This is a genomic window from Pedobacter sp. MR22-3 (assembly GCF_026240075.1).
Lineage (GTDB): Bacteria > Bacteroidota > Bacteroidia > Sphingobacteriales > Sphingobacteriaceae > Pedobacter.
The window spans coordinates 497,041-521,746 of the sequence record NZ_JAPIVF010000004.1 but is presented as its reverse complement, the minus strand read 5'-3'; the positions used below and the strand labels follow the sequence as shown (position 1 = coordinate 521,746).

General features: G+C 39.4%; 24 protein-coding genes and 1 tRNA gene. 6 read left to right on the top strand and 19 right to left on the bottom strand.

Translation table 11 applies throughout. The features are described 5' to 3' along the window. Positions 1 to 18: 18 nt before the first annotated feature. The 8 genes from OQ267_RS12030 to OQ267_RS11995 form a co-directional block, all read right to left on the bottom strand. The gene (locus OQ267_RS12030) at positions 19 to 948 is read right to left on the bottom strand and encodes a restriction endonuclease (RefSeq protein WP_265836112.1); all 930 of its coding nucleotides are present in this window, start codon (positions 946 to 948) and stop codon (positions 19 to 21) included. A gap of 94 nt (positions 949 to 1,042) precedes the next feature. Continuing rightward, positions 1,043 to 1,411 (bottom strand): hypothetical protein, encoded by a 369-nt coding sequence (locus tag OQ267_RS12025; protein WP_265836111.1) that lies wholly within the window; start codon positions 1,409 to 1,411, stop codon positions 1,043 to 1,045. Positions 1,412 to 1,611: 200 nt separating this feature from the next. Further along, positions 1,612 to 2,013: a hypothetical protein gene (locus tag OQ267_RS12020; protein WP_265836110.1), complete on the bottom strand. Its 402-nt coding sequence runs from the start codon at positions 2,011 to 2,013 to the stop codon at positions 1,612 to 1,614. An 85-nt stretch (positions 2,014 to 2,098) separates the two neighbouring features. Beyond that, complete coding sequence (locus OQ267_RS12015) at positions 2,099 to 2,830, bottom strand: abortive infection system antitoxin AbiGi family protein (RefSeq protein ID WP_265836109.1); 732 nt, start codon at positions 2,828 to 2,830, stop codon at positions 2,099 to 2,101. Between the two features lie 71 nt (positions 2,831 to 2,901). Continuing rightward, a complete protein-coding gene (locus tag OQ267_RS12010) occupies positions 2,902 to 4,581 on the bottom strand; it encodes an ATP-binding protein (RefSeq protein ID WP_265836108.1) in 1,680 nt (559 codons plus the stop codon). A 1-nt stretch (position 4,582) separates the two neighbouring features. Next, positions 4,583 to 5,794, bottom strand: coding sequence for a DUF4297 family anti-phage-associated protein (locus OQ267_RS12005; RefSeq protein WP_265836107.1), 1,212 nt, complete (start codon positions 5,792 to 5,794; stop codon positions 4,583 to 4,585). A 261-nt stretch (positions 5,795 to 6,055) separates the two neighbouring features. Continuing rightward, entirely contained in the window at positions 6,056 to 6,529 is a 474-nt protein-coding gene (locus OQ267_RS12000) for a hypothetical protein (RefSeq protein WP_265836106.1), read from the bottom strand. A 398-nt stretch (positions 6,530 to 6,927) separates the two neighbouring features. Then, positions 6,928 to 7,965: a hypothetical protein gene (locus OQ267_RS11995; RefSeq protein WP_265836105.1), complete on the bottom strand. Its 1,038-nt coding sequence runs from the start codon at positions 7,963 to 7,965 to the stop codon at positions 6,928 to 6,930. A gap of 85 nt (positions 7,966 to 8,050) precedes the next feature. Here OQ267_RS11995 and OQ267_RS11990 point away from each other — a divergent pair, with 85 nt between their 5' ends. Beyond that, complete coding sequence (locus OQ267_RS11990) at positions 8,051 to 8,455, top strand: EVE domain-containing protein (protein ID WP_265836104.1); 405 nt, start codon at positions 8,051 to 8,053, stop codon at positions 8,453 to 8,455. On the opposite strand, the gene OQ267_RS11985 is transcribed toward OQ267_RS11990, so the two are convergent. Together OQ267_RS11985 and OQ267_RS11980 are read right to left on the bottom strand one after the other, a co-directional pair. Beyond that, positions 8,452 to 9,642 (bottom strand): cation:proton antiporter, encoded by a 1,191-nt coding sequence (locus OQ267_RS11985; protein ID WP_265836103.1) that lies wholly within the window; start codon positions 9,640 to 9,642, stop codon positions 8,452 to 8,454. The two genes, OQ267_RS11990 and OQ267_RS11985, sit on opposite strands and share 4 nt — an antisense overlap. A 69-nt stretch (positions 9,643 to 9,711) precedes the next feature. Continuing rightward, positions 9,712 to 10,233 carry an acyl-CoA thioesterase gene (locus tag OQ267_RS11980; protein ID WP_029283387.1) on the bottom strand — a complete coding sequence of 174 codons (522 nt, stop codon included), beginning with the start codon at positions 10,231 to 10,233 and terminating at the stop codon, positions 9,712 to 9,714. Positions 10,234 to 10,476: 243 nt separating this feature from the next. On the opposite strand from OQ267_RS11980, the gene amyA reads away from it, so the two are divergent. Next, positions 10,477 to 11,967 carry an alpha-amylase gene (amyA, locus tag OQ267_RS11975; protein ID WP_265836102.1) on the top strand — a complete coding sequence of 497 codons (1,491 nt, stop codon included), beginning with the start codon at positions 10,477 to 10,479 and terminating at the stop codon, positions 11,965 to 11,967. A 439-nt stretch (positions 11,968 to 12,406) separates the two neighbouring features. Here amyA and OQ267_RS11970 read toward each other — a convergent pair whose 3' ends face one another. The 6 genes from OQ267_RS11970 to OQ267_RS11945 form a co-directional block, all read right to left on the bottom strand. Beyond that, complete coding sequence (locus OQ267_RS11970) at positions 12,407 to 13,333, bottom strand: hydroxypyruvate isomerase family protein (protein WP_088302032.1); 927 nt, start codon at positions 13,331 to 13,333, stop codon at positions 12,407 to 12,409. 30 nt (positions 13,334 to 13,363) lie between these two features. Continuing rightward, positions 13,364 to 14,356 carry an FAD:protein FMN transferase gene (locus tag OQ267_RS11965; RefSeq protein ID WP_265836101.1) on the bottom strand — a complete coding sequence of 331 codons (993 nt, stop codon included), beginning with the start codon at positions 14,354 to 14,356 and terminating at the stop codon, positions 13,364 to 13,366. Between the two features lie 6 nt (positions 14,357 to 14,362). Continuing rightward, entirely contained in the window at positions 14,363 to 15,682 is a 1,320-nt protein-coding gene (locus OQ267_RS11960) for a Gfo/Idh/MocA family oxidoreductase (protein WP_265818683.1), read from the bottom strand. A gap of 31 nt (positions 15,683 to 15,713) precedes the next feature. Continuing rightward, positions 15,714 to 16,676 carry a formylglycine-generating enzyme family protein gene (locus tag OQ267_RS11955; RefSeq protein WP_265836100.1) on the bottom strand — a complete coding sequence of 321 codons (963 nt, stop codon included), beginning with the start codon at positions 16,674 to 16,676 and terminating at the stop codon, positions 15,714 to 15,716. A 145-nt stretch (positions 16,677 to 16,821) separates the two neighbouring features. Beyond that, a complete protein-coding gene (locus tag OQ267_RS11950; protein ID WP_265836099.1) occupies positions 16,822 to 18,099 on the bottom strand; it encodes a DUF5103 domain-containing protein in 1,278 nt (425 codons plus the stop codon). A gap of 217 nt (positions 18,100 to 18,316) precedes the next feature. Continuing rightward, on the bottom strand, positions 18,317 to 20,224 hold the full coding sequence (locus OQ267_RS11945; RefSeq protein ID WP_265836212.1) for an ABC-F family ATP-binding cassette domain-containing protein: 1,908 nt from the start codon (positions 20,222 to 20,224) through the stop codon (positions 18,317 to 18,319). A gap of 286 nt (positions 20,225 to 20,510) precedes the next feature. Between OQ267_RS11945 and nudK the strand changes: the two genes are divergently transcribed. The 4 genes from nudK (at position 20,511) to OQ267_RS11925 (ending at position 23,469) form a co-directional block, all read left to right on the top strand. Further along, positions 20,511 to 21,095, top strand: coding sequence for a GDP-mannose pyrophosphatase NudK (gene nudK, locus OQ267_RS11940; RefSeq protein ID WP_265818680.1), 585 nt, complete (start codon positions 20,511 to 20,513; stop codon positions 21,093 to 21,095). A 105-nt stretch (positions 21,096 to 21,200) separates the two neighbouring features. Beyond that, a complete protein-coding gene (locus tag OQ267_RS11935; protein ID WP_265818679.1) occupies positions 21,201 to 21,608 on the top strand; it encodes an Rrf2 family transcriptional regulator in 408 nt (135 codons plus the stop codon). Positions 21,609 to 21,646: 38 nt separating this feature from the next. After that, positions 21,647 to 22,324: an NAD(P)-dependent oxidoreductase gene (locus OQ267_RS11930; protein WP_322974868.1), complete on the top strand. Its 678-nt coding sequence runs from the start codon at positions 21,647 to 21,649 to the stop codon at positions 22,322 to 22,324. 113 nt (positions 22,325 to 22,437) lie between these two features. Continuing rightward, positions 22,438 to 23,469: a quinone-dependent dihydroorotate dehydrogenase gene (locus OQ267_RS11925; RefSeq protein ID WP_088302041.1), complete on the top strand. Its 1,032-nt coding sequence runs from the start codon at positions 22,438 to 22,440 to the stop codon at positions 23,467 to 23,469. A 132-nt stretch (positions 23,470 to 23,601) separates the two neighbouring features. On the opposite strand, the gene OQ267_RS11920 is transcribed toward OQ267_RS11925, so the two are convergent. The 3 genes from OQ267_RS11920 to OQ267_RS11910 all read right to left on the bottom strand — a co-directional run bounded on the left by OQ267_RS11920 (position 23,602) and on the right by OQ267_RS11910 (position 24,703). Beyond that, positions 23,602 to 24,318, bottom strand: a complete 717-nt coding sequence (locus OQ267_RS11920) for a YoaK family protein (protein ID WP_265836097.1) — start codon at positions 24,316 to 24,318, stop codon at positions 23,602 to 23,604. 106 nt (positions 24,319 to 24,424) lie between these two features. Next, on the bottom strand, positions 24,425 to 24,595 hold the full coding sequence (locus OQ267_RS11915) for a hypothetical protein (RefSeq protein ID WP_010602219.1): 171 nt from the start codon (positions 24,593 to 24,595) through the stop codon (positions 24,425 to 24,427). Positions 24,596 to 24,629: 34 nt separating this feature from the next. Further along, positions 24,630 to 24,703: transfer RNA gene (locus tag OQ267_RS11910), tRNA-Cys, on the bottom strand. Positions 24,704 to 24,706 lie beyond the last annotated feature (3 nt).

Here is a 24,706-nt window from a genome sequence, read left to right as displayed (position 1 = left end):
ATGTTGTTAACAACAATACTATAGCCCAAACTCCATTATCAATTTAACTCTTTCTTTTTCTTTATCTGTCAAATCTCTTAAGACGTGAGGAAAAGCATTTAAGTATATGTGCTTCATTTTTTCATGAACATCATGAGAAACTGTTTCTTTTGATAATTGATTTAAATATGCCATAATGCTCTTAATAAAAAGAGTTGGGATCAAAAGGTCATCAATATCGTTCCATCCTGCATTTTCAAGCCCTTTTTTCCTGTATGCATAATCTAGCCTATTATCGCAGTTCCCCTTACAGCTGTAATAGACATCTTGTTCCTCAACAAAGCTGTCTCCATTTTTACCAATTCTTTCTTTCCCATCTGACCACACAACAAAAAGTCCATTTTTAGTTTTTAAAAGATCTTTACCGCAAAACTGACAATTCAGTTTTGGTTCTTCTTGAAATATCTTTGCAGGCTTTGGATTTTGCAGTAAATGTTTTGCAATTGAAGTAGGGAAAAATCTGTTTGCAAGCTTTATCCTATCAGCGCTTTTCAAAAGTTCCCTTTCAATTCTTTCTTTATCGAAAACGATATATTCTAATCTATCTTTGTATCCTCTTAGTTTATTGCTTAGCGACGTTGCGGGTAAAGTAGAATAAAAACCAATGAAGCCGACGCATTTATGTGCTGCAACGCGATCTATAATATCAGGTTCATCAGTATCACTGACAGATTTACCAGAATGAATATAATGCTTACAACTAACAAGCCATTTTATAACAGTTTCGCCTCCTATACCACTTCGAGTTTCACTTACTATCAAATCTTTTTTTCCGTCTGCTCCTCGGTCGGGATGTTCAATTGTTGTGAACCCCATTGCTTCTAAAAATTCACGTGAGAATAATTCGAAAGTGTCTTGTAGTCCGCTTCCTAAATTTGCTTGGGGTATTTCTTTAAAATTAATTATCATTACTTAGGTATTTTTATCGCTTAATATTTCAAAATTAAATTAACTTGTAGCAATATTGCATTTTTGAAAGCATTGACCTTAACATGTTTTCTTATTAAAGAAATGCTGGATTCGTCAGTAAATAACTTCCCCAGTTTTCTAAAACTTCATCAATTGATTTTGCAATATCCGATAATAATAAATTTAACACATCGGAATCATTCACTTTTGATTTCTCCATTTGGATACTCCTCTCATAGAATCGACCACTGAAGATATTGTCTCTTAATAACTGCAATGACTCAACGAGTTTCATTACAGAGGTAATTTGACTAATTTTTTTGTTTAAAATTAATAGTGGATGCTTTGTTATCTCAGTTAATTCTTGGGTCTTCTCCGTTAAGAACATCTCTGTTTCTAATATTTTAATTTCAATATCTTCATCAATGCCAGTGTGCAATTTTTCAATTACATCGTAAAACACATCAACACCCAGTAGACTCTCTCTGATATTAAAAACTGAATTGAAATGATTAACTATGGAAAGTAATATATGATCAATTCTAAGCTTAAAGATTTGCGTTATGTCATCGTATTCTGCTTGATTTTCCTGAATTAAGGGGATTGCAAATCCAAGAATACCAGTAAGTAAATCCGCACGTTTTGTTAAGTTATCACTTTTATCTAAGTTATAATCCTTCTCTGCTTAATATCAAATGGAAGTTGTTCAATCTTTCCAAACGCTTTATTGTGAATACAAATTACATTATCCCAACCAAGAGTGTTTACGGCATATCCCAATTCAATAAGCACGTTGGGATTTGGAATCCCCTTTTCTCTGAGCTTAGTAATTGGTGTTATATCTGCAATAAATATGCTAGATTTTGCAATTTTATTAAATATGGAATCAACAATATCGGGACTTCCAGGTAATGCTCTAGTTGCTTGATCTAGTGTAAATTTAATATACTTATCTTTTTCATTGATTTCTTTTATGGAATCTTGAATACATTTTTCTATAAACTTCCAATTATATTCATGCTTCAAATCACTCTGCCAAGAGTAAAATATTGTTTTTTCAATCATTTTGTGCAGTTATGTCTCTTTAATTGCTGATTAGCTTGGACTTTGTATATTCTGAATAGTCAAAACTTACTTTCTCAAATTCAACTTAAAAATCATTAATTATTCTTTCACAAGAAAGTATTCTAGTGGTTAATCGATCAATTTCGTGCATAGTGTAAGTCTTTCCTTTGACGTGTCGAATGTGAGCTATTATCTCTTCAATTTCACTCTCTTCTTTGACGATAATATAAAGTATTTGATTAGCATTGAAATACAACCTTTCATCAATTAATCTTGCATTGATAGTTCTTTTTTTCGAAGGAGTATCGTATTGGTTTTTGCCAATCCATGCAAGAAAAGCATCATTAAAGGGAGGAACATATCTCCATTCCCTCTCGTCAGAAAATCTATATTTTTCAATTGTTTTGCCTTTTCGGATCAAAGGCCCCTCATAAACCTTTGAGTATCTAATTACATCAGCATTATTAACTCTCTCACTTCTTGGAAGATTCAAGTCTTGCGATGTTATTCTAAGACTATCTATAAGATTAGTAGCGAAATCAGAAGAGCTATTAAGATATATAACCGGATTTAATCCCTTTTCAACAGCCCATTCCTTGCTAAGTCCGATTCCGTATTGCCCATATTTTTCAATGTGCTCAGTAATCTCTGAAATCCTAATGTCACAAAATGATACCATTGGTATAGCAATCTCTACTGGTTTAGTTTTATGATTTAATTTTTCTAAACAATATTTAATTTTAAAGTTGTTAGCTAAGATTCCTTTTAATCCATCCTTTGATGTAAAGTGAAATAGTGTCGATGGTGATAGTCCCATATCTGAGTGATGTTATGATCAAAAATGATAATTGTATATTGGTATAATTATGCTTATGTATCTGTATTAAATTAGGAATACCACTCATTTTTAATTTCATCAATGCTCATGTTTTTCCACTCTTCTTTCCAGAGTTCCCAATATGGTATATCATTAGATGATGGTTCATTAATACACCTATCTATTTGAACAATAGAAGGCAAAATAATTGATTCACCAACTAGTAGTGCTTCTCCTTGTTTTAGAGATGGCATTGTGTCAATAAGTGTTCCCAATGTGTCTGGAAGAAGTTTTTTTACGTAACCTTGGTCGACAGGATTGGTCAAACGCATGGCTATAAAATTATTACATTGAGAAAAAATTGTTTCCGAAATTTCCGATGGTCTTTGACTTGCAAGAAGTAAGGTAATGCCATACTTTCGACCTTCTTTAGCTATTCGTTCAATTGATTTTTTAGAAGACCGATACTTAACTAGATCGCTATTTGGAACATATTTATGAGCTTCTTCATAAACAAGTAAAATTGGAATGTCGTTATTTATTTTTTCATTTGGGTCTTTGGCACTTCTGAGCCTTTTATAGAAATAACCATACTCAAAAACCATTCTCGAAATTAATGAAACCGTAATACTCAAAACTTCGAAAGGAACACCACTTAAGTCAATAACCGTTACATTAGATTGTTTTTCAGTTTGATAACCTATGAGTTGATTCAATGTTTCTTCAAAAGTTATTTCTTTGGATTTTTGTGCAAGTAAAAAGTCAAGTCGATTGTCATTTATTTTATTTTCTAGCCTATTTACAAAGTTGGTAAGCTTTCCGTTTAAACTTCCATTTGTAAGCTTTGGTTGTCCCGCTTTTTCTTTATTGCTAGCGGCATAAACTTCACCTGAATCAACTAGTTCGGTATTTTTTGCTTTTGCATATTCTAAAACATAATCAATATCAAAGTACAAAGGTGAATCATAATGGATTTTCTTTTTGCTTGCATCGTTTCCTTTGAAATGCTTTTTCCTGTCTGAAACTATGGCTTCCTTAAATATAAATTTTTGATTATGATCATTAGCTTCTGTATCTAAAAAGAATTCCTCAAGTTCTTCACTGTTTAAAAGCCAGTAGGGTAGCACCAAGTTTTTAATGTCAATAAAATTAGCTGCTGGAAATGCCGATTTATATTCGGAATGAATATCAAAGATAATAACGTGAGAATTGTTAATTGAAAAATCTCCATTTTTTTCCGAGACTGCTTTCTGGATTATAGTAGATAAGGTATGCGATTTTCCTGAACCTGTTGAACCAACTATTGCAACATGTTTGTTGAAAAACTTATTTCCATTTACCGATATCCTTATGTTCGGATTAGAGGATAACGAAGCAAAAGTAAATTTCTCTTTAGCTTCAATCGATTGCTCATATATTTTCTTAATCTCCTCCTCGGTTGCTGGCTCAACTTTCTTCGGTGGAATTGCTAATGAATCACCGCCTCTAATAAATTTGCCGTTTTTTATCATCCCTAAAGGAAGCGCTTCTATTGCATAATCTCGTTTTCCTTTGTCGTTCACAATAATCGAAAAGTTTTCAATTATTGCCATTAGAATAGCATTTTCATTATCTGAAATTTTAAGATAGGAACCAACCTGTAGGGCTTCTCCGGCTAATCTAAAGTCTTCTAGGTTGTCAACAATTACTTTTATTTTGTCAGGATAAACTGCAATTACTTCCGCATTTATTTTTTCTAATTCATCTGCCATATTATATGATTTTTTTGATGTCAGTTAGTAATGAAAATTGAATTTCAACTTGTTTTACATTTTGGTATTTAATGTCAAAAAAGGGGGTGGTGTTATAGAATTGATAAATTTCTTTGGTTTTGGTGATTTCTTTAACGGTTAAATCTATATGTTCAAATTTGTTGAGTATTTTAATTTTAATAGAATTGTTACTATTAGCCGGTTTTAATATAGATTTTGGATTAAAATCCGAACCGTCAAAGTCAAATCCATCTATGAATTGGAAGCCCTCTGAAAAAAGCTCCTTTTTCAGTTCGAGCAATTCTTGCGGAAGAATGTTATGCAGATAAATATACGGGCAGAACGGCTGTGGTTCTCGTGTAGAAAGTTTCGACCATTTTTTGGAAATTGTTAAGATCAAATCCTTTATTTCTGCCCTTAGATAATTAGTATTTGGAATTTCTATTATAAAAAGGCGTTCATAAGGTGAGATGTTCAAGCCTGTAAAGTATTGGCTTCGCAATTCTGCAAATAATTTTGACTCTCCTTTATAGGTAATAAACCACTCATTGAATAGAACTCTTTTGAAATTAATCTTACTTAGAAACTCCAGCTTACTTATTTTCCTTTTCGCTATATCGCCTTCAACAGCAATATCTTTTATTACTTTTAGAGCATTATTATAAAAAAAGTGTTCGGCTTCAAATGCCTGACAATTAAACTGCTTCATCAATAGGGTTATGATTTTTGAAACTTGTAATTGGTACTCTAAAGCCGAAATATCTATGGTAAGTAATGAAAGGAAATCATTTAATTCTGCATCTGATAAATTATGCTTTGTATGGTGGCAATGTTTTACTTTGTTTTCAATGTAGGTTAGGAAATAGTCTTTAAGAAAAATTGTATCAATAGGCAAGGTTAGCTTAGCCTGTCCTGATTGAAAATACCCATAGAGTTTATAATTTATTCTTTTCTTATTACCATTCGTTACTTCTTTATAATGGTCGAGCATTAGTCTGATAGGCTTCGCAATAACTGAATGATTATATTCTGTTTTTGCGTAATACTTACATTGAATTGCCAATTCATCTGTTGCCGTACTTACATCGACATCTTCAATGCCTTCAATAATAATCGTATCTGTATCTAGGTCTAATTCTAATAATTCAGAAATGGCATAGTCGAACTGATAGAAATAACCCTTTATTGTGTCTATAGCAGTTCTATCTGTCATTTTATTATGAGTTTGAATTTTTACTAACTATTCGGCGATCAATTGTGAACAGAATGAGAGGTTATTATTATGAATTAGGCGGAGTAAATTAAAATGGAGCATAACGGTTTATTTAGTTTACTAATGTATGAAGAAAAAAGAAAGGTGGATACGGGAAACCATAAATACACAAATCTAAGTATGCATATCCTATACCTATTGAGAAAGAGGTTGCGGTAAGGTAGAACGATATAATAAAAATTTAGGGAGAATCGAGTGAAATTAATACTCGTTAAGTGTTATTATTCTGCGAATCATTTCAATGTCGATGTTCTCTACTGCAATTGGAATCTTCTTGAATCCAAGCAAATAGGAAACCTTTGCTCGATGTCTTCCATCTATGAATGAAAGTTCTTTATTATTATCTCTTAAACTTATTGTTGGAGGATCCAAATGGGTGGTGTTTTCCCAGTTATATAATATGCGAGCAATCCTGTAATTGTTGGTTATATCTGTGGTGAATAATGTATCCAAATTAACTTCGTAGAAGAGGGCATTTTCAATAAGTTCATTGGTATATACTTCGAATATCTTATATGTTTTATGTATTGGTAGTTGAATCTTATTGAGTACTTTATCTGCGTCATCACCAAATGCCCAATATGGTTTTATATGAGACAGCTCTGCAATTGATTTGTCTATGTAAAGTTTAATTACTGATTCGTGACTTTGTGTTGATGCTTTTTGAAGTTTCATATTGAGTAGTCCTGTATAAATATAGGATAAGTTTTAATGTGCTCACTGGCTGCGAACTGAGAAAATGTGTGAGAACTGGTAATTGCGTAGCAATGAGGTTCGATCTATGTTTTAACACAAGCGACTGGCAAGATATTTGCACCAAATATCGTGACAGTTGTGCAGCATTTTTGATTGCGCAGGTGAGCTGAAAAGTAGAGCCTGACTAGATTTATCCAGGATGAAGCGAAGCAAATCCTAGATAAAGATAGAGAGAAGGCTCACGAAGCCATCCGCTTTGCCAAAATTAAAACCATGACAGAACGAATGTGATGGCGTGTGTTTTAAATGGCATTAGACATGGCGTAGTACCGATCTTCCTAATCGGGTTTGCAGTGCCTTAACCGATGCACCACTGGCTAAAGCTTTAAATGACACGGGAGATTGTGTTTGCTTTTAAAGAACCTCCAGTTTTGCCCAAAATAGTCGGAACAGACCTGTAAATATGCTGGTTTATTTCTTCCACCGAAAACAAACCATTCTTTTGGAAAACCACCTATTAACTGATTTAAAAGGTTTAAAGTGTCTCTATCCAGTTTAAATCGGGCTTCATTACCATTTTTTGTTTTTGATGGCGGTATTATTAGTACTTCGTCTTTCAAGTTTAAATCAGCAATTTGAAGCCTTGTTAATTCCAACGGTCTGATGTTATATTTGAAAAGTAGCTTAGTCGCTACATATAAGCCGAAATGACGCTTGTCGTTTGATAATAGTGATGAAACCAGTAGTAATTCTTCTTTCTCGAAAACTTTAAAACGTGTAGAATCATAACGAGTGACTTTCTTACTTACCTTATCACATGGGTTTTCTTTGATGATCTTCAGGTCTTTTAAATAATTGAAGAATGTACCAAGGTCAATAAGGTAAGTATTGTAGCTTACTTTACCCCAGTTTCTTTCAAATGCTTTAGTATCGACAAATTCCTTTACATGTACGTTAGTTATGTTTTTTGCTTTAATGTGGGTAAGATTATTATTGTCGAGAAACGACCTAAAATGCATCATCAAAATTTTGTTATTCTTTAGCGTTTTCTTAGCTATCGATTGATTTTTAAGGGCATCTTCACGTTTATTTATCCAATATGAAATGCATTCTTCAATCGATGTAGTTGAGTTTATAACCTCTTCGTTTTGTAAATTGGTCAAAGGGTTCCAATTGTCGTCGAGTAATGTGACCAATTCTAATATGAGTTTCTTAGCTTCATCCCTAATCAATTTTATATTCCCATCATTCTTTCCAATGTATTTCCTAATCCGTGCAGATTTATTAGTTTTGGGGTCTAAATAGTAGAAATAAACATAGGGCTTATTAGAACCTGTAAAGGTTTTCGGGATGCTTAAATAGAATTCATAATCTTCCCAAATGTGGATAAGTTGGGATTGCTTTGACTGTTTCATAAAGTTGCTTTTGTCGCCACTTTTGTAGCCAATTCGAAAATTGAACCAATAATATGCCTTTAAAGCCCTTTAAATAAAGAATAAGATGAACCATTGGTTAGTGAAATCAGAGCCTTTTAAATATAGCTGGGAAAAATTTAATGAAGATGGCCGTACCTTTTGGGATGGCGTTCGGAATTACCAGGCCAGAAACAACCTCAGGGACATGAAAGAAGGTGATTTGGTGCTGTATTACCACAGCAATGAAGGTAAAAATGTAGTGGGGGTGGCGAAGGTGGTGAAAGAAGCTTACCAGGACCCTACCACGGATGATAAAAACTGGGTGGTGGTCGATTTGGTACCCGTAGAATCATTAAAAAACCCGGTAACATTGGAGCAGATTAAAGCAGAGCCCAGCCTTTCTGATATCTCATTGGTGCGCCAGGGGCGTTTATCGGTCATGCCGTTAAAAGCTACTGAATTTGATAAAATTTTAGAAATGGGCAGTTAAGCCGTAGGGATCTCTTCCGTTCTGGTTTTACTTAAGGTAATGCCCAGCGTCATGACAATACTGGTGCCCAATACCACCAGGAATAAAAAGGACGTACCCACCTCCGGAATCTTCAGCGAAGCAGGCAGGTTAAAGTAGAGCAAAATACTGATCAGTCCGCGGGGCGCAATATAGGCGATGGGGGTTAGCGCACCCTTTTTGAAAACCTTCAGGAAGAAAAAACGGACGGCATAAATGGTGATCAGGATAAAAAGTCCGTTGGCCAGTACGGGTTTATCGTTCAGCTCACTAATGTTCATGGTGAAGCCAAAAATCACGAAGAAAAACGTGCGTAAAATAAAGGCACTTTCTGCTGAAAGCTGATAAAGTTGGGATAAATCGGCGGTAAGATTCTTATACAAAAACACCCCCCTGAACCAGGCATTCTGAATGGTATCAGCATTGTTCAGAAACAATCCGGTACTCAGAATTAACACCAATGACGATAAATGGTACGATTGCCCGATGGCGTAAACCAGGATCAGAATGGAAATGATCAGGAAAAATTTAATATGGTGCATCAGTTTGCCCATAATATAAAGCAGCACTACGCAGGCAATTGCCGATAAGAGAATAATCAAAAAGGTACTCAGGCCCAGGCCAATAAAGGCCGATGTGGTAATGGAATGGTTGGTGATGGCGAAATTAAACAGGATGATGCCGAGAATATCAGAAAAGGAAGATTCATAAATCACAAATTCCCGCTCCTGTTTCCCCAGGGCCGCCGCAGAGGGGATGGCAATGGCCGAACTGATTACGCTGAACGGAATGGCATTGGCAATACAGGTATATAAATCTTTATGGGTAATCTGGTAAATAATCAGCGTAATGATGGTAACGGTGCCCAGCAAAATGGTTAAGGCAGAGAAGAAAGCACTTTTGATGATTTTATTTTTTTCGCGGTCATATTTCAGCTCCAGTGAACCCTCAAAAACAATGAGGATTAAGCCTACGGTGCCGAGTGTAGGTAAAATGGAGAGGAAATTAAAGGTATGGATGTTCAGGTAATCAACCAGGAAGCGGAGGCCAATACCCAGTAAAAGCAACAGTAAAACCGACGGTACTTTGGTTTTACTGGCCACTAAGTCAAACAGATAGGAGAAGATGACCAATCCGCTTAAAATAATCAGTATGGTATAGGTTGTCATATTTTTTGCGAATGATAAGCTGCTAAAATAAGACAAACAGATGAAGCAGAAAGAAGTTTGATGTAAAATTTAGGCTTTAAAGAAGAGGGCTTTCAGTTCGCTGGCATCATCAGGGTTCATTTTTCCACCCAAAACCAGTCGCAATTGCCTGCGGCGTAAGGCACCGTTAAAAAGTTCCAGCTCTTCGGGCGTTTCCGGAATCAGCTCGGGTACAGGAATGGTCCGGGCACTCTGATCAAGCGCTACAAAAGTATAATAAGCTTCATTGCTTTTCTGGCGTGCACCGCTTGGGATATTTTCTGCCCATACATCTAAACGCACTTCTACAGAAGTATTAAAAGCCCGGGTAACTTTCGCCTCAATGGTAATGACATCACCCAGTTTAATGGGGTGTTTGAAAGATACATTATCAACAGAGGCGGTTACCACAATCCGGTTGCAGTGTTTCTGCGCAGAAATGGCTGCCGCAATATCCATCCAATGCAGTAACCGGCCGCCCATTAGGTTATTCAGCGTATTGGTATCATTGGGTAATACCAGTTCATTCATGATGGTAAAACTCTCTCTGGCAAATTTATTTTTCAGACTCATAATCCAGCAAAAGTAATCAAAAAGACGGTTAGTTGTTTGGTTGGGTGAGCATTGGTTAGTGGTTTAGTATGGGCTAGGGGAACATATTGCTGATGAGTGCATTTTTTTCGTGCTAAGCTACCAGCCTGCCACCTGCTTAACTGCTAAACTTCTAACCCAAAATACCCGGCACTAATCCTGCATCACGTTCTCTCTGACTATCGCCAAACAAACGTATATTTACCCTGAAAATAACAGTCGTACATGCAGAATCAAACGCTCATTCAATATTTCCATTGGTATTACAATGAATCAGAAAACTTATGGATCAAAGTGGCGAAGGAGGCTGCTTACCTGAAAGGAATCGGCGTAACGGGTGTTTGGTTGCCTCCGGCCTATAAGGCCAGTACCGGTGGGTATTCTGTTGGTTATGACATTTATGACCTGTTCGATTTAGGGGAGTTTGACCAAAAGGGAAGCATCAATACCAAATATGGATCAAAGGACGAATACCTGGCGGCCATCCGGGCTTTGCAGCAGCAGGGCATCACTGCCATTGCTGACATTGTTTTTAACCACAAAGCAGGGGCAGATGAGGTGGAGAAAGTAAAGGTAAGAACGGTAAACCCTGAAAACCGGAACGAATTTACCAGTGATGTTTTTGAAATTGAAGCCTGGACGAAGTTTACCTTTCCCAGTAGGAAGGGCAGGTATTCTGCTTTTATCTGGGATCATCAATGTTTCAGTGGGGTAGACTGGGCGGAAGACCGTAAAGAAACTGCCATTTATTCCATCCAGAATTTTGTGGGTGAGGGCTTTGAAGAGGTGCCTTCTACAGAGCTTGGAAATTATGATTACCTGATGTTCAGTGATATTGATTTCCGTAACCGGGCAGTGGTAGAAGAATTGAAATATTGGGGGGAATGGGTAGTTAACACCACCAACATTGATGGTTTCAGGCTGGATGCCGTGAAACACATCAACCCTGATTTTATTAAAGAATGGATTGCACACCTGGATACAACCTTTAATAAGCAGTTTTTTATTGTGGCAGAAGACTGGAATGTCGATAATTATGAATCGCAGCTGGAATATATCAAACTGATGGAAGGGCGGACGCAGATTTTTGATTCTTTACTGCACCATAACTTTTTCATGGCGAGCAAAGAAGGGAATACCTTTGACATGCGGACTATTTTTGACAATACCCTGGTGCAGGTGGCACCGGAATCGGCAGTTACTTTTGTGGATAACCACGATTCTCAACCGCTGCAGGCCCTGGAAAGTTATATTGATTTTTGGTTCAGGCCTATGGCCTATGCGATTATCCTGCTGCGTTTACAGGGTATTCCATGTTTATTCTTTCCGGATATATATGGCGGAATTTATGATGATGAAGACAAGGAAGGGGATGAGGTCCATATTGAACTGGCCATTTTGCCTGAGGTGGAGGTGATGAGTAAAATCAGGGCTGCGCTTGCCTATGGTGAACAACATGATTATTTCGACCATGGAAACTGTGTGGGCTGGACCCGGGGTGGAGATGATGATCACGAAAATAGTGGCCTTGCAGTGGTGTTGAGCAACAGTGAGGAAGGATACAAAACCATGGAGATAGGAACGCGTTTCGCCGGTAAAACCTTTGTCGATGCCTTAGGTCACCGGTCGCAGGAAGTGGTTATTGATGAAAAAGGCTGTGCCGAATTTCATTGCAATGCCGGAAGTGTATCGGTATGGGTATTGAAAATGGGGTAAGTTGCTCCCAAACTCGTCGTGGCGTGGAGGTATAGCAGCCTGCCCCGATCCTTCGGGGAAGCCATCTGTCTGGTACGGCTCACTATAAAGATTGCTTCATACCATCGCTCAGCCCGTACTTCGGTTCGCAATGACGGTTTTTTGTGGGGATTCGTCATGGCGAGGCGGCTTTTTCAGCCGGCGAAGCCATCTGTCTGGTACGGCTCACTATAAAGATTGCTTCATACCATCGCTCAGCCCGTACTTCGGTTCGCAATGACGGTTTTTTGTGGGGATTCGTCATGGCGAGGCGGCTTTTTCAGCGGGCGAAGCCATCTGTTTGATATGGCTCACTATAAAGATTGCTTCACGCCATCGCTCAGCCCATACTTCGGTTTGCCATGACGACCTACGTTAAATTCGTCATGGCAACGACGCTTTGAGTTGACCATGCCGGACCCTACAGGAAATTATCTTCCGCCCGGTATGCGGCTATAACGGCTAATTCGCCTTCCTTCCCACCTTTTGAATTGCCATGCTCCATGCCCATTACCCCTTTATAGCCTTTGGCATGCAGGTGCTTAAACAGGTTTTTATAATTAATCTCTCCGGTGGTTGGTTCTTTCCTGCCCGGATTATCGCCAATCTGGATATAGGCAATCTCATCCCAGCAACGATCGATGGTTTTAATTAAATCACCCTCGGTGCGCTGCATATGGTAAATGTCGTACAGAATTTTACACGACGGACTTTGCACGGCCTTGCAAACGGCATAGGTTTCATTGGTTTTCTGCAGGAACAACTCAGGCGTATCACTTAAGGTTTCAAGCACCATGACTAAGCCATGCGGTTCAAAAATTTCTGCTCCGGCACGCATGGCATCAATCACATTGGCGAACTGATTGCCGTAGGGTAAATTGCGCTCGTAAAATCCCGGAACCACCGTAAGCCATTTGGCATTGCAGCGTTTGGCCGCTTCAACCGATTTTTTGCAGGTGGCGATAAATTTATCTTTAAACTCTTTTTTACCGGTGGTGAGCGATGTTTTCCAGTTGTCGCCGCCATCTACCACAAAAACCCCCATTCGCATACCGAGTTTAGTCAGCAGTTTTCCGATTTTTTCCTGTTCTTCTACCGGTCGGTTAAGGTAACCGTTATCTTCAATGGAACGGAAGCCTTTATCATACATAAACTGGATCTGATCCAGGAAACTTTTGCCGGCATGGTTTTCAAACATGCCCTGGTGCGGGGCATAATCCATATTGAACACTTTATCTGCTGCGGATGGATCGGATTTCCCGGCGGCAAAGGTATTGGTAATGCCTGCGCCGGCAGTAAGTGCGCCCGCTGTAAGCAGGCTGCTTTTTATAAATTCACTTCTTTTCATTTAGGGGTGGTTAAAATGTAAAAGCCGGTTTTAATGTTTTAATATTTTTTTAAATCCTGTACTTAAGGTATCGGCAATCGCACCATCTGGCTGGTGGTACACAAAGTAAGCTTCCAGATCTGGACGTTCTTCCACAAATTTCAGGGCTTCCTGAAGGTGCATGCCCATTAAGGCATTGTCATAGCCATCAGCGGTTATGGCATCTGTCGCATAAACCGTTACACTGATCATTTCATTTTCCAAAGGATAGCCGGTTTGGGCATTGATCAGGTGCGAAATCTTTTTCTTCCCGCTCTGGTGAAATTTCCTATAGTTGCCCGAAGTGGTAATGGCGCCCTGATTTAAAACCGCAATATGCCTGATGGATGGTGCATCGTTCTGATCGGGACCTTCAATCCCGATTCTCATAGGCGAACCATCTGGCTTTGGGCCTGCAACCCTGATTTCTCCGCCCAGTTCAGCGACATAACTTTTAATTCCTTTCTGATCCAGGTAAGCGGCAATTAAATCAACACTGTAACCCTGGGCAATGCCGTTTAAGTCAATCTGGATGCAGGGCTTTGTTTTTGTGAGTATACCCTTTTCCAGTTTAAGATTTTGCATGCCCACACATTGGAGGATGGATTTGATCTCTGCGGTATCCGGCACCGTGCTGACCTGCTTGGGTCCGAAACCCCAGGCCTGCACCAGCGGCGCAACAGTAATGTCAAATATCCCTTTCGTATCGGCATTGATTTCAAAACTTCTTTGCAACACCGCATTTAAAAAACGATCTGTTCGGATTTGTTTCTCTGCAGCATTAAACTGATTGATCAGCGAACCTTTCTGGTATAAAGACATCGACTGATCAATCACTTTTAATAAACTATCAATACCACTTTTGGTTGCCACACTATCCTTTGCATAATATAAGATGGTATAATCTGTTCCCTGTGCCAGTCCGCTGATTTTGTATGCTTTCATTTCATCTACAGAAAATAAAGCAAAAAGTACAGGTAAACACAGGAACAGGATTTTATACATAGGACCTTACAAAACTTTGGTTTTACCCGGCATAGGAATAGGATAGAGGCCATTCTCATCAGGCATTAATTTCGGGTTGGCATCCCAGGCGAAACGCTCGGGCATTAAGCTGTTATTTGCCGCCAGGGCTTCATCCCATTTAATGGTTTGGCCCGAATAGGTGGCATAACGCCCCATAATGCCTGAAAAGGTGGTTGTGGCACCATAGTCGGCATTGGTAAATTTATATTCTCCTTTTGATATGGCATCAAAAAGTTCATCATGTTCGGTTTGATAGGGGTTGGCGTTCCCTTTGGTATTATGGTTATAAATTTCCTTTCCGCTGGCATCCCAGATAATGGCCTGGTTACCCGCCGATAGGTAAACTTTTCCTTTTGTCCCCTGGAAGCTTTCATCAACCCGGTTTCGGGTGCCTTCAAAATGCCTGCACTGGCTATAAATCTTTGCGCCATTGGCATAGGTAAATTCATTGGCATGGTTATCATAAATTTCACCATAGTCTTTTCCGGTGCGCCAGGCCCTGCTTCCTGTACCTTCTACTGAAATGGGGTGCTGCCCGGTGATCCAGTTGGCGATATCAATGTTATGTACATGTTGTTCTACGATGTGATCGCCACATAACCAGTTAAAATAATACCAGTTGCGCATCTGATACTCCATCTCTGTCTGGTTCGCCGTACGCGGACGAACCCAAACCCCGCCACTGTTCCAGTATACCTGGCCGGAAACGATGTCTCCGATGGCACCATCCTGAATGCGTTTCATGGCTTCACGGTAATTACTCTGGTATCTTCTCTGTAAACCCACCACCACGTTAAGCTTTTTCTTTTTGGCTTCTTCTGCTGCGGCCAATACTTTTCTGATGCCTGGTGCATCTACGGCAACCGGTTTTTCCATGAATACATGTTTACCTTGTTTTACCGCTTCTTCAAAGTGAATGGGCCTGAAACCCGGAGGCGTGACCAGCAAAACGACATCTGCCAGGGGGATGGCTTTCTGATAAGCATCAAAACCGACAAACTGGCGTTCTTTCGGGACATCCATTTTGGCGGCAAACTTGCTGCTTAACGATTGGTAACTGCTATCCAGCCGATCCTGAAAAGCGTCGGCCATGGCCACTAATTTTAAATTGAATTTGGTGCTTAACGCCTGGAATGCGGCACCTGTTCCGCGGTCGCCACAACCGATCAGTGCAATTTTGATGGTATCGCTACCCGCTGCATAAGCACCTGCAAGGGGGATGCTGCTTAAAATGGCGCCACCGGCCAGCAGGGCAGAGGCTTTTAAAAAATCGCGTCTTTCGTGTACGTTTGGTTCTTTTTTCATGCTTGGTTTATATTGGTTTGGTCAATTGGTATTATAAATCTTTAATCGGTTGTTTATTGTAATAGGCATCAATTTCAGCTTTTGACGGTGTTTTGGCCGGGCAAACTAAACGGATGCCAACAAAGGGTGCTTCAGGAAACCACCAGTTGCTTTTAGGGATTTGCGGGTCCAGTTGTTTCCAGGAGGGGTCTGAAGCCAGCCGTACAGCAGAGGTGAGGTTTTCCGGTGTTTCATCATACGAACCACCGCGAACAGCATTCGGGTAAAGCTGATTGGGGATGGCCACGGGATTAACCGCCACTTTTGCTTGATCTCTGGCATAAAAATCAGCAATATACTGGTCGTATGTCCATTCGCTAACGTTGCCGTGCATATCAAACAGCCCCCAGGCATTGGCTTTTTTTTGTCCCACGGGATGCGTTTTATTGTTGCTGTTGGCTTTATACCAGGCATAATCTTTCAGGTTGGCCTGGTCGTTACCAAAAGAATAATCAGTGGTGGTACCGGCCCGGCAGGCATATTCCCACTCTGCCTCGGTGGGCAGGCGGTAAAACACACCGGTACGTACATAAAGCCATTTGCAGAATTGAATGGCGTTGTACTGGGTCATGGCTACAGCAGGCTGATGTTCCTTGCCCATGCCAAAAGTCATGTCTAAATAGGGTTTAGTAGGGCGGGTAACGGCGTCTACTTCTGCAGGAATGGCACCGATACTGGCTTGTTTCTCGTAATCCCGGTAAAGGAAGGGTTCAAAAATATCCCAGGTTACTTCATGTTTACCCATCCAGAAAGCATCCAGCTTAACCTCATGAATGGGTTGTTCATCTGGCTTGCCGTTTTTACTGCCCATTTTAAAAGTGCCGGCCGGGATGGCCTGCATATCAAAGCTTAATTTGGTTCCGTTGATGGATTGGGTGTATGACTTTGAATCCTGGGCAAAGTTTTGCCCGTGTACAGTGATGATTAATGCCAGTGCAAAAATTCTCTTCAACATATAGATTGGTTAGACACACCTTTTAACAGGTGTTTTTAAATTACTCAATAATCTGATGACTAAAGTAATTATCCCATTTTAAAATGAAGAAAATTTATGTAACAATAAAGGTGTAAATGACAATTATTATTTATGCTAAAAGGTTTTATCTGCCTTCCGGAATCTTATTGCTTAAACTGGTGTAGCCCACCAGGGTATCCCAGCGTGCACCCGGGCGGCGATAATAAACAAAGATCTGGTAACTGTTTTCTGTTTGAAAGAATGATCCTTCAAATGGCTGGGTTTCTACTGTTTTGGTATCTTTATTCAGCCAGGTGTATTCATAATCATATAAGCCCTGTTTCATTAAGATGGTTGTATAAAACTGCTTTCGGTCAGCATCATAAATCAGCTGATTTTCTTTGTTCAGTGCATAATTGTTAAAACGGCCGATCACGTAAGCCTCGCCATTGGCACCTGGTGCGGCAGCATTCAGGGTAAAAAGTACATCGATGTATTCTGATTCTGTTTTATCATCCCTGCCATCGGTGTTGCGGATAAAGAAGTTGCCGTTTTCATCAAACTGATTACCGAAAGCACCTGTGTTTCGGGGTGCATCTCTGAAAAGCATTACATTTACCGTCTGGTTGTCGCGGTAAATGTCTTTTACATTTTCTGCTTTGTACCGCAGGCTTCTGGTATCAAATTTTCTGAATTCGTTATTTCCCGGAAAATCATTGGTGTTGATATCGTTGTAAACCAGCTGATTCGGACGGATAAAAGCCGGACGGGTATTAACCACTGCCGTATTCGGATCAAAATTTTGCATCACCACTGCTTTGATGTCCTGGTAAGGATTTGCAATCTGCATGGTATAATTGATGCTGAAATTAATTTTCTGCCATGCGTTCCGGTCTGCCACCTGTACGGGATTGGTGATCTCGCCCGCAACGGCTACTTGGCTATCCAGAATATAAAAACGCTGTGAAATAACAGGCTTACTTTTATCGTTGTCCAGGTAAACTTTAAGCATATAATTGCCGCTGATTTTCGGTTGGATTTGTGTATTCGGCAGGCTGATTTCGTAATGGGTATATTTTCTGACGGTGTTTGAGGAATAGCGGTAATCAATGACGCGGTCATCATTGAAACCATCCAGATAATCTGTGGTGGAGATTCTGGAAGATTGCCAGTCGGAAGTACAATGCTCAATCGTGTACCAATAATTTTTGGTTCCACCCAGCAGGTCATCAAAAGTCAGCATGATTTTTTCTGCCGAATTCAACGTAATTACCGGGATGCTTTGCTCTTTTAAATGGTTATAGCAAATTACCGTTTTGATGTTGGGCAGGTATATTTTGTTCTCGTTGCTGAAAGTTTGCTTGTTTTGCGCAAAGGCCAGGGAAGAGATAAAAAATAAAAGGATGACGATCAGTTTTTGCATAAGTAAATGTAGTGAGATTCATCGTAAAGTCGTCTTTGAGAAGCAGATCTTTCATCTGCTGAAGCGATTTCCCTTTGATGGGCCTGCAAAAGAGATGGCTTCGTCGGCTGAAGAACCTCTTCTCAAGGATGATTTGGCTGGTAGAATTGACTTACTGAACTTGATAAAAAAAAGCCACAGAAATAGTCCTGTGGCTTCCGTCAATATTAAAAATTATTTAACCTTCCAGCTCCATAATTTCAGCGGCTAAGGTTTCCCATTTAGCCTGATGCTGATCCAGATCTTTTTTGGTTGCTAAATAGCGCTTATTTGCTTCTGCCAGTTTATCCGCTTTGCCATAAACATTTTCATCAGCCAGTTCTGCCTCAATATTTTTTACGGATGTTTCCAGTTCAGCAATGGAAGTTTCTGTTTTCTTCAATTCATCATTCAGTTTTTTTAGCTGACTGGCGGTATTTGGCGTAGCAGGTTTAGGTTCTTCCTTTTGCTTTTCAGGCATCTTTACCGGTATCGGTTTTGAAACCGGAATTTCACGTTTGCTGTTCCATTCTTCATATTCCTCATACGTGCCCGGATATTGCTTAATTTTTTCGCCTTCAATAAACCAGATTTTATTGGCCACATTATCCAGGAAATACCTGTCGTGAGATACCGCAATGAAAGTACCCTCAAACTGTTCCAATGCCTGAATCAGGATGTTCACCGACTGAATGTCCAGGTGGTTGGTCGGCTCATCCAGAATCAGGAAGTTCGAATCTGTGGTTAAGGATTTCGCCAAGGCCACACGTGATTTCTCTCCACCCGACAGTACTTTAATTTTTTTGAACACATCATCACCGGTAAACAGGAAACAACCTAAAATACTGCGCAATTCGGTATCACTGTGTTTTGGCGCAAATGCCTGTAATTCTTCCAGGATGGAATTTTCAAGGTGTAAGGATTCCAGCTGGTGCTGTGCAAAGAAAGTGGTAGTTACATTATGCCCGGTTTCGCAGAAACCTTCAAATTTCTCCGTGCCTGCAATCATCCTCAGTAAAGTGGATTTACCCTTTCCGTTGGCACCGATTAAGGCAATTTTATCGCCTTTTTCAATCACAGCCTCTGCATCTTCCAGGATGTGCACATTCGGGTAATGCTTGGTAGCATGTTCAATGCGGACCACATGGCGACCGGATGGTTTGGTAAATTTAAAGCTGAAATTTACCGTTGGGTTATCATCATCTACATCATCCACACGCTCCATTTTATCCAGGGCTTTCATGCGTGATTGAGCCATTTTAGCCTTTGAAGCTTTGGCCTTAAAACGCTCAATTAAACGCTCTTCCTGTTTAATCTTCGCCTGCTGGTTTTTAAATTCGCCTTTCTGGATCTCCCCGCGTAATGCTTTTTCTTCTACATAAAAGCTGTAATTACCGGCATATACCGTTAACTTACCTTTACGCGATTCAACGGTGCGATTTACAATTTTATCTAAGAAGTACCTATCGTGTGATACAATGACGATGGCACCTTCAAAACCCATTAAATAGTTTTCCAGCCATTTAATGGATGGTAAATCCATGTGGTTGGTCGGCTCATCCAGCAGGAGGATATCAGGGTTTTGCAAAAGAATTTTAGCCAGCATTACCCGCATGCGCCAACCTCCTGAAAAGGTATTTAGCGGACGTAACTGATCGGCTGTACTGAAACCCAGACCAGCCAGAATTTCATTGGCCCTGTATTCGATGTTGTAACCATCAAGTGCCTCAAATTCCTGCTGTTTATCACTCAGTTTATATAAAACTTCCTCACTGTAATCTGTCTCTATTTTTTTAAGCAGCTCTTCAATTTCATCATGCAGCTTGTTCTGGCGCTCAAAAGCTTCCATGGCCACGTGCAGAATGCTATGGTGTGAATCGTAAGAGAGTAAATCCTGGTTGAGGTAACCGATTTTCAGGTCTTTAGACATGGAAACTGTACCCGAACTCGGTGCGTATTCGCCCACAATTATTTTTAGAAGTGTGGATTTTCCCGTTCCGTTTGCACCAATTAAGCCAGCCCTGTCTCCTGGTTTAATGTGCCAGTTGGCCTCATCATATAAGGCTCTGGAGCCAATCAGGAATGTTAAATTATTTATTGAAATCATTTCGGCTGCAAAAGTACAAATTTTAAAGGCTTTTTTTAGTTTCAAAATGAAATTGGAAATGAAAAGAATTTTAGTCCATTTTATAAGTAAATGGAATAAGATCAGGCTGTGTCTTGCCTGCAATTAACTGCATCTGGTTTACGATTGTACCCTAACTTCTTGCCATTGCCCTTCTTTTTAAATAGTGACGCGATCGCTGATGGAAATGAATGATCAGTTAAATTATGTACTATTTGAGTGAAGTGAACTCAAGATTAGTAATATATTTGGGCGCAAAGCAATTGATATGAACAACGAAAACATTAAGATCATTGACACTGAACTGTTGTCAGATAACTGGTATACCTTAAATAAAGTTACTTTCGAATACCATAAAAAGGATGGATCAGTGGAGACCCAGAGTCGCGAAACCTACGACAGGGGCAACGGTGCAACCATTTTACTTTATAATAAACAGGCAAAAACCGTTGTTTTGACCCGTCAGTTTCGCCTTCCCACCTATGTAAACGGGAATGAAAACGGCATGCTGATTGAAACCTGTGCCGGCTTGCTGGACCAGGACAATGCTGAAACTGCCATTAAACGCGAAACAGAAGAAGAAACAGGTTACAAAATTACAGATGTAAAAAAGGTGTTCGAAGCCTACATGTCGCCGGGTTCTGTGACGGAAATCCTGTATTTTTTTGTGGCTGAATATTCAAAAGAAATGAAAGTGGGTGATGGCGGCGGACACCATGAAGAACAGGAGAATATTGAGGTGTTGGAAATGTCTTTTGATGATGCAGTTAGCATGATTGCAACAGGCGAAATTAAAGATGGAAAAACCATAATGCTTTTACAATATGCGCAGCTTCATCATTTATTGGATTAAGGATGCCAGATAACAAAGGCTATGATTCTTTTCAGCAAAAGAATAAATAAATTTTGAAAAGCAGGGAAACTGCTTATCTTTGTACTGTAACAAAAAATATTACAGATGAACAGCCGGTTTCCAGTTTCCCTGCATATCCTCACTTTGCTCCATGATGCGAAAGGGCAGGTGATGAGTTCGGAATACCTGGCCGGAAGCATTAACATTAATCCGGTGCTGGTGCGCAAAGAAATTATGAACCTGCGCAAGCATGGCTTTGTCGATAGCAAAGAGGGGAAAGGCGGCGGTTCTTTTTTAGCGAAGAATGCGACAGATATTAATCTAGGGGAAGTGTATACTGCTGTAAAATCAGATCACATTTTGGGGCAGCATAAAAAGGATCCCAATCCGAAATGCCCGATAGGAAGACAGATCAATCAGCATTTAACAGATTTGTATACGCAGGCTGAACAGGCTCTGATTGAAAACCTGTCTAAACAAACACTGGCAGATTTTGCCTTGAATTTCAATTAAAATTTTTTAACCGTAACTGTAATAAAAATTATTACAATATTAAATCACAATTAAATTTTAAAAACATGAAAGTAGCATTGATTGGCGCATCGGGTTTTGTAGGTAAAGCCCTTTTGAATGAACTGGTAAGTCGCGGAAACGAGGTAATCGCCATTGCCCGTGACACCGATAAAATTGAAAGTACAGATGAAAAAGTAACAAAAGTTGCCGCTGATGTATTAAATACTGATGCATTAGCTGCGGCTTTAAAGGGTGCAGATGCAGTGGTAAGTGCATTTAATCCGGGCTGGACCAATCCAAACCTTTATCAAGATACGGTTGCAGGAGCTGAGGCTATTCAGGCAGGTGTTAAAGCTTCAGGTGTTAAACGTTATATTTTTATTGGGGGTGCCGGTACTTTACAAATCGATGGTCACCAGTTGGTAGATGGACCTGATTTTCCTGCAGATATTAAACCTGGTGCCACTGCGGTTAGGGATTACTTTAACACATTAAAAAAAGAAACAGATCTGGACTGGGTATTTTTTAGTCCAGCCATTGAAATGCATCCTGGGATTACCATTGGCCGCACGGGTAAGTACCGTTTGGGCAAAACTTCTCCGGTTTTTAATGAAGAAGGTCGTTCGATATTATCTGTTGAGGATTTATCCATTGTAATTGCCGATGAGCTGGAAAAAAATGCACATCATCAAGAACAGTTTACAGCAGCATACTAAAAAATACAGGATGCCTGAAAAGTGGTGATGTGGTGTCGGGATTAGGGTAAGCGATTGTCCGATTTCCGTATTACATCATCCCTTTTTTTCCATATTTTATTTATCTTCGTGGCATGTATCGCCTGATTAAACCAATCTTCTTCAAATTTGACCCTGAGAATGTGCATTACTTTGTGGTTAAGCGGCTCAAATGGTTTAATGATAAGTTTCCTTTAGGCAAAACCATCATCCGGAGCAGTTTTGATATTAACATCAAAGGTCTGGAAAAAGAGGTTTTCGGCATTAAATTCAGAAATCCGGTTGGATTGGCCGCTGGTTTTGATAAGAATGGTGAATATGTAGAAGCATTGAGTAACCTTGGATTTGGTTTCGTGGAAGTCGGTACCGTTACCCCAATGCCACAGCCGGGCAATGATAAACCCAGGATGTTCCGCTTACCCAATGATGAGGCACTGATCAACCGTATGGGGTTTAACAATAAAGGTGTGGATGTGATGGCTGAGCGTTTGCGCTTGCTTAAAGACAGGCATCCTGATATTGTAGTTGGCGGAAACATTGGTAAAAACAAGGCTACGCCAAATGAAGATGCGGTAAGTGACTATATTAAATGCTTTGATCGGCTTTTTGATGTAGTAGACTATTTTGTCGTGAATGTGAGTTCTCCCAATACACCAGGTCTTCGCGAATTGCAGGAAAAGGAGCCACTAAAAAACATTCTGAATACCCTCCAGCAACGTAACCGCAAAAATGATATTTCACGTCCGATTTTATTAAAGATAGCACCTGATTTGACGGATGCCCAATTGGATGATATTATTGAGATTGTTGCAGAAACCAATATTGCCGGTATTATCGCCACCAACACCACCATCAGCAGAGCGAATTTAGCTACTGAAAAAGTTTTAGCAGGGGAAACGGGTGGTTTAAGTGGTAAACCGGTAAAAGAGCGGTCTACAGAAGTGATCAGATACCTCTCCGAAAAATCAAATAAAGCTTTCCCGATTATTGGCGTGGGTGGCATTCACTCTCCTGAAGATGCAAAAGAAAAACTGGATGCTGGCGCTTGTCTGATTCAACTGTATACTGGCTTTATTTATGAAGGCCCGGGGTTAATTAAATCCATCTGCAAGTCGCTGATAAAATAAAGTTTTCTGTTTATTCTTTAGATTGCCTTCAGTAAACATCTTTTACTGACGCATCTAGAATTTTAAGTCAGCAGATCAATTTAAATGTAAAATCTCTAAGGTTGTTTGTTCATCTTAAAACAGTTTCTCCTGTTAATGATTTCTTTTCCAATGAATGATTTTGAACTTTAGCGTATCGTAAAATAAGCCTAATATTAAAATTATGGTTGGTATGAATAAATTGTGCAGGCCAAGAGCAGGGTAAGTGAGGCCACCAATAACACCACCAATAAAAAAGAAGCAGATTATTCTTAATCGTAATTGCGTGTTTGTGATTAATTTTCTTCTTTGCTCTTCAGTTTTGCGAAAAAATAATTGTGAAAGTTCAATGCCGAGATCTGTAAATAAGCCAGTTAAGTGGGTAGTGCGAATAAGTGCGCCAGAAATTCTTGTGACTAATGAATTTTGTAACCCCATGGCAAATAATAAACTGCACGCAATTAAATTCGGGTTTTCTGTAATTAACGTTTTGCCGAATAAGGCAACAAGAAATAAGATAATACATTCTATGATGGTAGGTATAACAAAAACATAGCGCATGTTCTTTCTGGATATGATTTCTATCAAAAAACTGGATGTAAATGAACCTAAAAAGAAAAAGAAGATATAAAGAAAATACGCCATGCTCGCGCCAAAATGAAGTTTAAAAACCTCATCTACAAAAAATGCAAAATGACCAGTAACATTTGTGGTTAATTTTTGGACGGCTAAAAAACCGGCAACATTTACCACACCGGCAACGAAAGACAAGAGAGAAGCAATTTTTAGGTTATGACTTAATGTTCTTGATTTTCCGTGATGCGTAAACATTTAATTTTATTGATACTATAAATTTACATCAAATTTTAACCAATAAAAAAGCATCCTTTGATCAGAAGGATGCTTTAAATCTTTAAGAAGAATTTCTTTCTAAAAACTATTTTGCTAAACCAGCTAAAACAGCATTGTTTTTAGCCAATTGATCGTTTTTAGGTTGAGCAGAACGGCTTCCTAACTCGATATTAGTTGCTCTTTTTAAAAATGCTACCTCTTGGTGAGCTGTATTTTTATTTCTTCTGTCTTTTCTTTTTAATCTGGTAACTGCCATGGTAATAACCTTTTAATTATTTTATTTGTACAAATGGAGGTCGAGAGCGGATTCGAACCGCTGTAGAAGGTTTTGCAGACCTCTGCCTAGCCACTCGGCCACTCGACCTTT